Raw genomic sequence first — 12184 nt, 5'->3', positions numbered from 1 at the left:
TTGGGACCAGGCGGGTCCCCTTCCCCGGTTGATGATCAGCTCTGCTGGTAGCGTGCTCTTGCACATCGATTGCAACTACACAGGTTCGCAACTACTGCATTTACGCAGCTTGGAGGCGGGATCGGCATGGCTCTCTACACACTTCCGGAACTCCCCTACGACTACGCGGCGCTGGCACCGGTCATCAGCCCCGAGATCATCGAGCTGCACCACGACAAGCACCACGCGGCGTACGTGAAGGGCGCGAACGACACCCTGGAGCAGCTCGCCGAGGCCCGCGACAAGGACCAGTGGGGCAACATCAACGGCCTGGAGAAGAACCTCGCGTTCCACCTCTCCGGCCACATCCTGCACAGCATCTACTGGCACAACATGACCGGCGACGGCGGCGGCGAGCCGCTGGAGCAGGACGGTGTGGGCGAGCTGGCCGACGCCATCGCCGAGCACTTCGGGTCGTTCGCGAAGTTCAAGGCGCAGCTCTCCAAGGCCGCGGCGACCACGCAGGGCTCCGGCTGGGGCGTGCTGGCGTACGAGCCCGTCACGGGCCGGCTGATCGTCGAGCAGGTCTACGACCACCAGGGCAACGTCGGCCAGGGCTCGGTCCCGATCCTGGTCTTCGACGCCTGGGAGCACGCCTTCTACCTCCAGTACAAGAACCAGAAGGTCGACTTCATCGAGGCCATGTGGCAGGTCGTGAACTGGCAGGACGTGGCCAAGCGGTACACGGCCGCCAAGGAGCGCGCCAACAACCTGCTGCTGGCGCCGTGACGGCGTAGCAGCAGCACCCGGCGCCCCGGGCGTCCTGCCTCGTGATCGTCTTCTCACCCTTCACCTGGCAGGCGGATGAACGGCGAGCCCCCACGAGGACGTGACTCGTGGGGGCTCGCCTGTTGGTTCCACGGGAAGGTCAGTCGAAACTCGGAGCGGCCGTCCGCGTCCGCTTGATCTCGTAGAAGCCGGGGATGGAGGCAACCATCAGGGTGCCGTCCCAGAGCCTGGCGGCCTGCTCGCCCCTGGGCGCGGGGGTGACGACCGGGCCGAAGAAGGCGATCTGGTCGCCGTCGGAGCCGGGGACGGCGATGACCGGGGTGCCGACCTCCTGGCCGACCAGGTCGATGCCCTCCTTGTGGGAGGCGCGCAGCTCCGCGTCGTAGGTGTCCTTGCCGGCGTACTCGATGAGGTCGGCGGGCAGGCCGGCGTCGTCGAGGGCGGCGGCGATGCTCTCGCGGTTCACGCCCAGGCCCTCGTTGTGGAAGCGGGTGCCGAGCGCGGTGTAGAGCCTGCCGACCACGTCGTCGCCGTACAGCTGCCGCGCGGCGGTCACCACGCGGACCGGGCCCCAGGCCTTGCCGCCGGGGCGCATGTTGTCGCGGTACTCCTCGGGCAGCTCGTCGAGTTTGTTCTCGTTCAGCACGGCCAGGCTCATCACATGCCAGCGCACCTCCACCGGCCGGACCTTCTCCACCTCCAGCATCCAGCGGGAGGTCAGCCAGGCCCAGGGGCACAGGGGGTCGAACCAGAAGTCTGCCGGGGTCTTCGTCGCTTCGGACACGGGTCTCGTCTCCTCCAGAGAGCGGTGCTGGGTCGGTTCTCGGACTGCGGTGGTCCGTGGACGGTTCAACCGGCGCCGGGCGTGCCATGATTCCCGTTGTTCGATATTCGAGACGAGGACGAGGGAGTCACGTCGTGCCAGGTGAGAATCTTTCCCGGGACGAAGCACGTGAGCGGGGCCGACTGCTCAGCGTCGACGCGTACGACGTGGCGCTGGATGTCCGCTCAGCGGTCGCGCCGGGACCGGACGCGGCGACCTTCCGGTCCCGTACGACCATCCGCTTCCGCTGCGCCGAGCCCGGTGCCTCGACCTTCGCCGACCTCCTGGCGCCGCAGGTGACCGCGGTCACCCTCAACGGGCGCGAACTGGACCCCTCGGCGGTCTTCGACGGAACCCGGATCATGCTGGACGGCCTGGCCGCCGAGAACACCCTCACCGTCGACGCGCAGTGCGCCTACAGCCGCACCGGCGAGGGTCTGCACCGCTTCGTGGACCCCGAGGACGGCGAGGTCTACCTCTACACGCAGTACGAGCCGGCCGACGCCCGCCGGGTCTTCGCCAACTTCGAACAGCCCGATCTGAAGGCCCCGTTCACCTTCGAGGTGACCGCGCCCGAGGGCTGGGTCGTACTGAGCAACGGCGCCCAGGAGGGCTCCGCGGAAGGAGGCCGGCACCGGTTCGCGACGACGCAGCCGATCGCCACGTACATCACGGCCGTGGTCGCCGGCCCGTACCACTACGTCTCCGACAGCTACCGCCGCGCGTTCCAGGACGGCACGGAGCTGGAGATCCCGCTGGGCGCGCTCTGCCGCAAGGGCCTGGCCAAGCACTTCGACGCGGATGACGTCTTCACCGTCACCAAGCAGGGCCTGGACTTCTTCCACGACCACTTCGACTTCCCGTACCCGTTCGGGAAGTACGACACCGCCTTCGTGCCCGAGTACAACCTCGGCGCGATGGAGAACCCGGGCTGCGTCACCTTCCGCGAGGAGTTCATCTTCCGCGGGAAGGTGACCGAGGCGTCCTTCGAGCGCCGGGCCAACGTCATCCTGCACGAGATGGCACACATGTGGTTCGGCGACCTGGTCACCATGCAGTGGTGGGACGACCTGTGGCTCAAGGAGTCCTACGCGGACTTCATGGGCTCGTTCGCGCTGGTGGAGGCGACCCGCTTCCGCGACGGCTGGATCACCTTCGCCAACCGCCGCAAGGCCTGGGCCTACCGCGCCGACCAGCTGCCCTCCACCCACCCGGTCACCGCCGACATCCGTGACCTGGAGGACGCCAAGCTCAACTTCGACGGCATCACGTACGCCAAGGGCGCGTCGGTGCTGAAGCAGCTGGTGGCGTACGTGGGGCAGGACGCGTTCCTGGAGGGCGCCCGGCGCTACTTCAAGCGGCACGCGTACGGCAACACCCGGCTCGCGGACCTGCTGGCGGTGCTGGAGGAGACGTCCGGGCGGGACCTGGCGGCCTGGTCGCACGCCTGGCTGGAGACCGCCGGGGTCAACTCGCTCACCCCGCAGGCCACTTATGACGCCAACGGGCGGATCACCGAGCTGAGCATCCTCCAGGAGGCGGCTCCCGAGCAGCCGGAGCTGCGCCCGCACCGGGTCGCGGTGGGCCTCTACCGCAGCCGGACCGCGTTCTCCGGCGGCGGGGCCCCGGCGCTGGTGCGCTACGCCCGCGCCGAGGTGGACGTGACCGGTCCGCGGACCGCGGTACCGGAACTGGCCGGCCTGGAGCGGCCCGAGCTGATCCTGGTCAACGACGAGGATCTGACGTACTGCAAGGTCCGGTTCGACGAGGGGTCGCTGGCCACCCTGCGGGCCCGGCTCGGCGAGCTGACCGACCCGATGGCGCGGGCACTGTGCTGGGCGGCACTGTGGGGGCTGACCCGCGACGGGCTGATGCCGGCCCGTGACTACCTCGACCTGGTACGGCGGTTCGGCGGCCAGGAGACCGACATCGGCGTGCTGCAGTCGCTGCACGGCCAGGTGCAGACGGCGCTGGAGCACTACGCGGCGCCGGACCGCCGGGAGTCCGCCGCCCATGAGCAGGCCGAGGGCGCGCTGCACGAGCTGCGGCTGGCCGAGCCCGGCAGCGGCCATCAGCTCAGCTGGGCCCGGCACTTCGCGGCCATCGGCACCACGCCCGCCGCCCTCCAGCTGCTCAAGGGGCTGCTGGACGGTACGGCGAAGATCGACGGCCTGGAGGTGGACCAGGAGCTGCGCTGGACGTTCCTCGAGCCGCTGGCCGCGCACGGGCTCGCGGACGAGGCGGCGATCGCCGCGGAGCTGGCCAGGGACGACACCGCGTCCGGCAAGCGCTATCAGGTGCGCTGTCTGGCGGCCCGCCCGTCGGCCGAGGTCAAGGCGCGGGCGTGGGCGGACGTGGTGGAGTCCGACGCGCTCTCCAACGCCCTGGTGGAGGCGACCATCGCCGGGTTCGCGCAGCCCGGGCAGCGGGAGCTGCTGGCGCCGTACGCGCCGCGCTACTTCGCGGCGATCGAGCGGATCTGGCAGGAGCGGTCCATCGAGATCGCGATGTCCGTGGTGCGCGGGCTGTTCCCGTCGTGGCTGGTGGAGCGGTCGACGCTGGACGCCGCGGACGCCTGGCTGGCCGAGCACGCGCAGGCGGCCCCCGCGCTGCGCCGGCTGGTGCTGGAGGAGCGGGACGATCTGGCCCGGGCGCTGCGCGCACAGGCTTGTGACGAGACGGCCGGTCCGCGGCCGTAACCCCCGCCCCGACCAGCCCTTCTCGGCAGTCGAACGCCCGTACTTTAGCGCGGGATTGTCCAGGTTGCGGTACGGGCGTGTAACAGCGGTTAGGGGGCGGAACGGGCACGGGAATCGACCGGTCATGAACCACGAAACCCCGCTCTCCCCCCTCCCCCTGCACCTCCTCTCCGCCCTCCGCTGCCGGGTATTGACGGCGCGCCAGCTGCGGCAGCACGGCGTCCCGGCGGCGGAGCTCACCGAGCGCTGCCGCCCCGGCGGCGGCTGGCAGCAGCTGCTCCCCGGTGTGTACCTGCTCCACCCCGGGCCGCCCACCAGCGAGGAGCGGCTGCACGCGGTGCTGCTGTACGCCGCCCACCGGGGACCGGGGGTGCCCCGGCAGCCGGACCCGTCCGGCGACACCCCGCAGGCGATGATCACCGGCCTGGCCGCGCTCACCCTGCACGGCTTCTCCGAGTCTCCCCCGCTGCTCGCCCTGGAGCGGATCGAGGTGCTGGTCGCCCGCACCCGGCGGCTGCGCTCGACCGGCTTCGCCCGGGTCGTCCGGGCGGCGGAGCTGCCGGTGGCGCGGGAGGTCACCGGGGTGCCGACGGCTCCGGTGCCGCGCGCGCTGGCGGACGCGGTCGCCGGGCTCGGTGACGCGGCGGCGGTGCGCCGGCTGCTGACCGAGTCGGTCCGCGACGGGCACTGCGAGGCGCCCGCGGTGGTCCGCGAGCTGAGCCGGGCGCGACTGCTGAGCCGGCCGCATGTGGTCGACGCGGTCGACACCCTGCTCGCCGAGGGCCGGGCGCTGGCCGAGCAGCGGCTGTACGCGATGGTGCGCGCACACGACCTGCCCGACCCGCTGTGGAACGTCGAGCTGCGGCTGCCGGGCGGGCCGCACCTGGGCGGGGTGGACGCCTTCTGGCCGGAGCACGGGGTGGCCCTGGAGATCGACACCCGGGCCCCCCGCCCCGAGGAGGACCCGCCGCACTCGGCCTTCGACCACAAGCGCGAACACCTGGAGCGGCTCGGCATCGCCGTCGTCCGCTGCCTGCCCCGCACTCTGCGCGAGGCCCCCGAGCAGCAGGCCGCCGTGGTCCGCACGGCCCTCATGGCAGCCCCCGACCGCCGGCCCACGGCCTACGTGGTGGCCCTGCCCCGCTGACACCGCATATGAGAGACCTCAGGCAGGCGCCGCGCACCACGCATCACACGCCTCTCCCCCCCCCGCAACCCTTCCTCACCTGACGCAACGCGACGAACACCCTCCGTCGCCCCTTATGTCGCCCATGCTCCACAGACTGGAATGGATTGGACAACGCGACGGGTGTCACACACATGATGGAGGCACTACTGAGCAGGTGTTCCGAGCAGGCATCTCTGTCAGGCCAGAAAGAAGGAGTCCCATGAGGGTCGGAATCGTCGGAGCCACCGGACAGGTCGGCGGCGTGATGCGGGGCATTCTCGCCGAGCGGAACTTCCCGGTCGAGCAGCTGCGACTGTTCGCTTCGGCCCGGTCCGCCGGACGCACCCTGCCGTGGGGGGACACCGAGATCACCGTCGAGGACGCGGCCACCGCCGACTACTCCGGGCTGGACATCGTCCTCTTCTCGGCCGGCGGCGCGACGTCCAGGGCACTGGCGGAGAAGGTCGCCGAAGCGGGCCCCGTGGTGATCGACAACTCCTCGGCCTGGCGCCGTGACCCCGAGGTCCCGCTGGTCGTCTCCGAGGTCAACCCGCACGCCATCGCGAACCGCCCCAAGGGCATCATCGCCAACCCGAACTGCACGACCATGGCCGCGATGCCGGTGCTGCGCCCGCTGCACGACGAGGCCGGTCTGGTCTCGCTGGTCGTCTCCACCTACCAGGCGGTCTCCGGCAGCGGCCTGGGCGGTGTGGCGGAGCTGGACGGCCAGGTCCGCAAGGCCGTCGAGCAGGACGCCACCAAGCTGACGCACGACGGGTCGGCGGTGGAACTCCCGGCCCCGGACAAGTACGTCCGTCCGATCGCCTTCAACGTCCTGCCGATGGCCGGCTCGATCGTGGACGACGGTCTGGGCGAAACCGACGAGGAGCAGAAGCTCCGCAACGAGAGCCGCAAGATCCTGGAGATCCCGGAGCTGAAGGTGTCCGGCACCTGCGTCCGCGTCCCGGTCTTCACCGGCCACTCCCTCCAGGTCAACGCCCGCTTCGCGCGTCCGATCAGCGCCGCCCGGGCCCAGGAGCTGCTGGCCGCCGCCCCCGGCGTCACCCTCTCCGACGTCCCCACTCCGCTCCAGGCCGCCGGGCAGGACGCGTCCTTCGTGGGGCGCATCCGCGCGGACGAGACCGTCGAGAACGGGCTGGCGCTGTTCGTCTCCAACGACAACCTCCGCAAGGGCGCGGCGCTGAACGCCGTCCAGATCGCGGAGCTGGTCGCCGCGGAGCTGCGCGGCTGATCCGCACGGAGCGCTGACCCACGGAGCGGGGCGGGCCGGGTACGTACCGGCCCGCCCCGCTCTGCCGTCCCCGGGCCGCTCAGCCCCTGCGCACCTCGAAGTGGAAGCAGCCGTACTCCAGGGCAGGTACGTGCACCAGAGCCACGTCGGAGTCGGCGAACGCCTCGTCGAAGGCCGCGTGGAAACCAGCCCTGGCATCCACTCGGCGGGGCGGCCGGCGTCGTCGGCGGTGCGGAGTTCCTCGGCGGTGGCGGCGGGGATGGGGCGAGGGAGGTATGTGACCATGCGTCCAGCGTGGTCGTCGGGCCGACGGATTGCCGGCGCAAAGACGACGCCGTCCCCTGTGGTCGGACGGCGGCGCCCTCCGTATCCCGGCAGCCGGCACCGCCCACGATCGGGTGAACCCGCGCCATGGAAGGATGGCCCGGACATCCGGTGCGATGACCAACGCGAAGGAGATGAACGGGTGCCTGGCACGAATCTGACCCGCGACGAGGCGCAGCAGCGGGCGCGGCTGCTGACCGTGGACGCGTACGAGATCGATCTCGACCTCTCCGGCGCGCAGGAGGGCGGGACGTACCGGTCGGTGACGACGGTGCGGTTCGACGTCGCCGAGGCGGGGGCGGACTCGTTCATCGACCTGGTGGCGCCGGCGGTGCACGAGGTCGTGCTCAACGGCGAGGCGCTGGAGCCGGGCGAGGTGTTCGAGGATTCGCGGATCGCGCTGCGGGGGCTGCGGGCCGGCCGTAACGAGCTGCGGGTCGTCGCGGACTGCGCGTACACGAACACCGGTGAGGGCCTGCACCGGTTCGTCGATCCCGTGGACCAACAGGCGTATCTCTACACGCAGTTCGAGGTGCCGGACGCCCGGCGGGTGTTCGCGTCCTTCGAGCAGCCGGACCTGAAGGCGACGTTCCAGTTCACCGTGAAGGCCCCGGAGGGCTGGACGGTGATCTCCAACTCCCCGACGCCGGAGCCCCGGGACAACACCTGGGTCTTCGAGCCGACGCCGCGCATCTCGACGTACATCACCGCACTGATCGTGGGCCCGTACCACAGCGTGCACAGCTCGTACGAGAAGGACGGGCGGTCGGTGCCGCTGGGGATCTACTGCCGGCCGTCGCTGGCCGAGCACCTGGACGCGGACGCGATCTTCGAGGTCACCCGGCAGGGCTTCGACTGGTTCCAGGAGAAGTTCGACTACGACTACCCGTTCGCGAAGTACGACCAGCTCTTCGTGCCGGAGTTCAACGCCGGTGCGATGGAGAACGCGGGCGCGGTCACCATCCGCGACCAGTACGTGTTCCGGTCGAAGGTGACGGACGCGGCGTACGAGGTGCGCGCGGAGACGATCCTCCACGAGCTGGCACACATGTGGTTCGGCGACCTGGTCACGATGGAGTGGTGGAACGACCTGTGGCTGAACGAGTCGTTCGCCACGTACACGTCCATCGCCTGCCAGGCGTACGCCCCGGACAGCAAGTGGCCGCACTCGTGGACCACCTTCGCCAACTCCATGAAGACCTGGGCGTACCGGCAGGACCAGCTGCCCTCCACCCACCCGATCATGGCGGAGATCCGCGACCTGGACGATGTGCTGGTCAACTTCGACGGCATCACCTACGCCAAGGGCGCCAGCGTCCTCAAGCAGCTGGTCGCTTACGTCGGCATGGAGGAGTTCTTCAAGGGCGTCCAGGCCTATTTCAAGGCGCACGCCTACGGGAACACCCGGCTGTCGGACCTGCTCGGCGCACTGGAGGAGACCTCCGGCCGGGACCTGAAGACCTGGTCGAAGAAGTGGCTGGAGACGGCCGGTATCAACATCCTGCGGCCGGAGATCGAGGTGGGCGCGGACGGTGAGATCACCTCGTTCGCGGTCCGGCAGGAGGCCCCGGCGCTGCCGGCCGGCGCCCAGGGCACTCCCGTGCTGCGGCCGCACCGGATCGCGATCGGCGCGTACGCACTCGACGACGCGGGCAAGCTGGTGCGCACCGACCGGATCGAGCTGGACGTGGACGGCGAGCTGACCGCCGTACCGCAGCTGGTGGGCAAGGCCCGGCCGGCCGTCATCCTCCTCAACGACGACGACCTGTCGTATGCGAAGGTGCGCCTCGACGGGGAGTCGCTGAAGACCGTCACCGAGCACCTGGGCGACTTCACCGAGTCCCTGCCGCGTGCCCTGTGCTGGGCGTCGGCCTGGGACATGACCCGGGACGCCGAACTGGCCACCCGCGACTACCTGTCGCTGGTGCTGTCCGGTATCGGCAAGGAGTCGGACATCGGCGTCGTCCAGTCGCTGCACCGCCAGGTGAAGCTGGCGCTGGATCTGTACGCGGCACCGGAGTGGCGCGAGACGGGTCTGGCCACCTGGACGGAGGCGGCGCTCACGCACCTGCGGGCGGCGGAGCCGGGCAGCGATCACCAGCTGGCGTGGGCCAGGGCGTTCGCCGCATCGGCCCGTACGGATGGACAACTGGACCTCCTTCAGGGCCTGTTGGACGGTACGCAAGAGATCGACGGGCTGGTCGTGGACACCGAGCTGCGCTGGTCGCTGCTGGAGCGGCTGGCCGCCACCGGCCGGGCGGACGAAACGGCCATCGCGGCGGAGCTGGAGCGGGACAAGACCTCCGCGGGTGAGCGGCACGCGGCCACCGCGCGGGCGGCGCGCCCGACGGCGGAGGCGAAGGCGGCGGCCTGGGCCTCCGCCGTGGAGTCCGACACCCTCCCCAACGCGGTGCAGGAGGCCGTCATCGCCGGCTTCGTACAGACCGACCAGCGCGAGCTGCTGGCGCCGTACACCGCGCAGTACTTCGACGTGGTGAAGAGCATCTGGGGCTCCCGCAGCCATGAGATGGCCCAGCAGATCGCGGTGGGCCTCTACCCGTCGCTGCAGGTCTTCCAGGAGACCCTGGACGCCACTGACGCCTGGCTCGCCTCGGCCGAGCCGAACGCCGCGCTGCGGCGCCTGGTGACCGAGTCGCGGGCCGGCATCGAGCGGGCACTGCGCGCCCAGGCCGCGGACGCGGCGGCGTAACCGGCGGACGCGGCGCGGTAAGCCGCTGCTGTCGCTGGGCCCCGCCCCCTCCCGCGGGGCCCAGCGGCGGTACGCGGTGGGGATCAGCCGCCGAGTTCGGTGAAGCGGCGGACCAGTGCGGCGCGGCCGGCCTCGGTGAGGTCGCCGTGCAGCCGTATACGGGCGAGGCCGCCGTCCGGGAAGACGTCCAGCCGTAGATGCGTGGCGGTGACCCGGCGCGGCAGTACGAAGCGGTGCGGGGTGTCGGGCTGCAGCTTGGTGCGCGGCAGTATCTCGGACCAGGCCGACTCGTCCGCCGGGTCGGCGGCCTCCGCGTCGCATCCGTGAAGCGCCGCCCAGCCCGCGGAGTTTCCCTTGAGGTAGGCCGTGTCGATCTCCACCGCGCGTATCTCGCCCTGTGCGGCGAGGCGGAAGCGCACCCAGTCGTGGGTGCCCCGGACCCGGCGGCGGCGGTTCTCCCAGCCATCGTCCATCTTGCGGGACAGGTCGGGCCGGATGAGCTGGGCGGGCGAGGAGTAGAAGCGGTCCGAGGCGTCCTCGACGGTGCCACCGTGCAGCACGGAGGCCAGGTCGAGGGTGCCGAGCGCCTCGAGCCACGCCGGGTCCGGTACGACCTCGCCGTGGACCCGGAGGCGGGCTATGCCCCCGTCGGGGTGCTGCTTGAGGCGGAGGTGGGTGAAGCGGCGCTCGACGGTGACCTCGAAGCCATTGGCGGCGTGTCCGCGGACGGGAGTGCGCGGGACCAGCTCCTCCCACCGCACGTCGGCGGCGAGGAGCTCCTCGGGACCGGGGCTGCCGGGCAGCGAGGTCGCCTCGACGGTGACCTGTTGCGGATAGTTGCCGCGGAAGTGGGCGGTGTCGACGATGACGCCGCGGATCACGCCCGGGGCGGCGAGGCGGATCAGCGCCCAGTCGTGCTCGTCATCGGACGGGAAGGGATGGTCGGCGTCGGCACCACGGCGACGCCGGGTCTCCCAGCCGTCCATGATCTTCCCTTTGTGGCCGAAGCGCTCGGGGTCGAAGACCGCCGGGCCCGGCGTCAGCAGGTTCTCGCGCTCGGCGAAGAACTCGTCGTTCGCCGCAATCACTCCGGCGCCGAGGCGGCGGTCGGCGAGATCGACGAGCGAGCTGAAGGGGAAGTCCCCGCCCCGGTAGTCGGCGTACGGGTCTCCGCCGGCGTACGGAGCTGCGTCGTTGGCATGCGGGTCGGCGACAGGAGGGGTGGTCATCGTTGTCCTTCGTGGAGTCGGCCGTTGCGGACAACCCCACAGTCGCAGTGGGCCACCTCACAGGTCCATCGAAAGTTCTTGAGGAATATCTTCAGCAGAACTGAACGGTTGCTACGGTCGCCTGAAGTGCAGCGGGACATCATCGGGATTCTGCGCGACGGCCGCCTGACAGAGCGCTTCCAGGACCCGGGCGAGCCCGGGCGCCCCTTCGGAACCACGCCGAGCGGCGGCGATCACATGGCGGCGCGGCCGGTCACCGGAGAGGACCCGCAGCGCGACCCCGGAGCCGCTACGCGCACCGCGCATCGCCATCCGGGGCACCAGCGCCACCCCCATCCCCGCCGCGACCATCGCCCAGATCGCACTCCAGTCGGCGGCGGCATGGGCCCGCTCCGGCACGAACCCGGCGTCCTCGCAGGCAGCAGTGGTGATCTGCGCCCAGGGACCGCTGCTGCCGAAGATCCAGGGCTCGTTCGCCAGGTCGTCGAGCCGCAGCTCGGGTTCAGCGGCCAGCGGATGGCCGGCCGGCAGCGCCACGTCCATCGGATCGGCGAGCAGCACGACCCGGCTGAACTTGGGGTCTCGCGGCGTGGGCGCGTGCGCGGCCAGCGACAGCGCCAGATCGACGCTGCCCTCGGCCAGCAGCTCGTAGGCGGCCTCCGCCTCGGCCTCCCGTACGGTGACCGTAAGCCCCGGATGCGTACGGCGCAGCTCCTGTACGGCGGGGACCACCAGCGCGGGGATGGCGGTGGCGAACGCGCCGACCTGCACCTGACCCGCCTCGCCCTGGAGATAGCCGAGCAGCTCCGCGTCCGCGCGCTCCAGCTGCGCGAAGACCTCCTCGGCATGCCGCAGCACCAGCTCCGCGGCGCCGGTCAGCCGCACCCGCCGGCCATGGGCCTCCAGGAGCGTCACCCCCAGCGACTTGGCCAGCCCGGTCAGCTGCTGCGAAACCGCCGAGGGCGTCATGTGCAACGCCTCGGCGGTCGCGGTGACCGTGCCGCGCTCTTGGAGGGTGCGCAGGATGCGCAGCTTTTTCACATCCCACCGGTCCACTGCGTTTGGCTGCCTTCCCACGTTGTCGGCTTTCCCGCCGTACCTGCCGTTTCGCCGTTGCGCCCGTCGCGGCGCCCCGCATGTTTTTGGCGTTTCCCGCCGTGGCGCCTGCGGCGGGCTGTTGCCGCTGCGCGGGGCTGTACGTCGCGGGTGCG

Annotated in this window: 8 protein-coding genes and 1 pseudogene; 5 read left to right on the top strand and 4 right to left on the bottom strand. The window is 71.1% G+C overall.

Annotated elements, in window-relative coordinates:
• Positions 1–126 precede the first annotated feature (126 nt).
• Complete coding sequence (locus tag AZE13_RS16940) at positions 127–768, top strand: superoxide dismutase (RefSeq protein ID WP_066931868.1); 642 nt, start codon at positions 127–129, stop codon at positions 766–768.
• Between the two features lie 139 nt (positions 769–907).
• Here AZE13_RS16940 and AZE13_RS16935 read toward each other — a convergent pair whose 3' ends face one another.
• The gene (locus AZE13_RS16935) at positions 908–1552 is read right to left on the bottom strand and encodes a DsbA family protein (RefSeq protein WP_066931866.1); all 645 of its coding nucleotides are present in this window, start codon (positions 1550–1552) and stop codon (positions 908–910) included.
• A 134-nt stretch (positions 1553–1686) separates the two neighbouring features.
• Here AZE13_RS16935 and pepN (AZE13_RS16930) point away from each other — a divergent pair, with 134 nt between their 5' ends.
• The 3 genes from pepN (AZE13_RS16930) to AZE13_RS16920 all read left to right on the top strand — a co-directional run bounded on the left by pepN (AZE13_RS16930) (position 1687) and on the right by AZE13_RS16920 (position 6710).
• A complete protein-coding gene (gene pepN, locus AZE13_RS16930; protein WP_066931864.1) occupies positions 1687–4290 on the top strand; it encodes an aminopeptidase N in 2604 nt (867 codons plus the stop codon).
• A gap of 124 nt (positions 4291–4414) precedes the next feature.
• Positions 4415–5437 (top strand): hypothetical protein, encoded by a 1023-nt coding sequence (locus tag AZE13_RS16925; RefSeq protein WP_066931862.1) that lies wholly within the window; start codon positions 4415–4417, stop codon positions 5435–5437.
• Between the two features lie 241 nt (positions 5438–5678).
• Entirely contained in the window at positions 5679–6710 is a 1032-nt protein-coding gene (locus AZE13_RS16920) for an aspartate-semialdehyde dehydrogenase (protein WP_066931860.1), read from the top strand.
• A 79-nt stretch (positions 6711–6789) separates the two neighbouring features.
• On the opposite strand, the pseudogene AZE13_RS35675 reads toward AZE13_RS16920, so the two are convergent.
• Positions 6790–6909, bottom strand: a pseudogene (locus AZE13_RS35675) (DUF1203 domain-containing protein); the annotation flags it as partial.
• A 267-nt stretch (positions 6910–7176) separates the two neighbouring features.
• On the opposite strand from AZE13_RS35675, the gene pepN (AZE13_RS16915) reads away from it, so the two are divergent.
• Positions 7177–9744, top strand: a complete 2568-nt coding sequence (pepN, locus tag AZE13_RS16915; RefSeq protein WP_066931858.1) for an aminopeptidase N — start codon at positions 7177–7179, stop codon at positions 9742–9744.
• Positions 9745–9827: 83 nt separating this feature from the next.
• Here the strand turns inward: pepN (AZE13_RS16915) and alc are convergent, their stop codons facing one another.
• Together alc and AZE13_RS16905 are read right to left on the bottom strand one after the other, a co-directional pair.
• Complete coding sequence (gene alc, locus AZE13_RS16910; protein ID WP_066931856.1) at positions 9828–10973, bottom strand: allantoicase; 1146 nt, start codon at positions 10971–10973, stop codon at positions 9828–9830.
• 111 nt (positions 10974–11084) lie between these two features.
• Complete coding sequence (locus AZE13_RS16905; protein WP_066931854.1) at positions 11085–12029, bottom strand: LysR family transcriptional regulator; 945 nt, start codon at positions 12027–12029, stop codon at positions 11085–11087.
• Positions 12030–12184: the final 155 nt, after the last annotated feature.

Source organism: Streptomyces sp. NBRC 110611, from assembly GCF_001590865.1.
GTDB lineage: Bacteria > Actinomycetota > Actinomycetes > Streptomycetales > Streptomycetaceae > Streptomyces.
The sequence above is the reverse complement of the archived record's forward strand: the minus strand, read 5'-3'. Positions and strand labels throughout refer to the sequence as shown.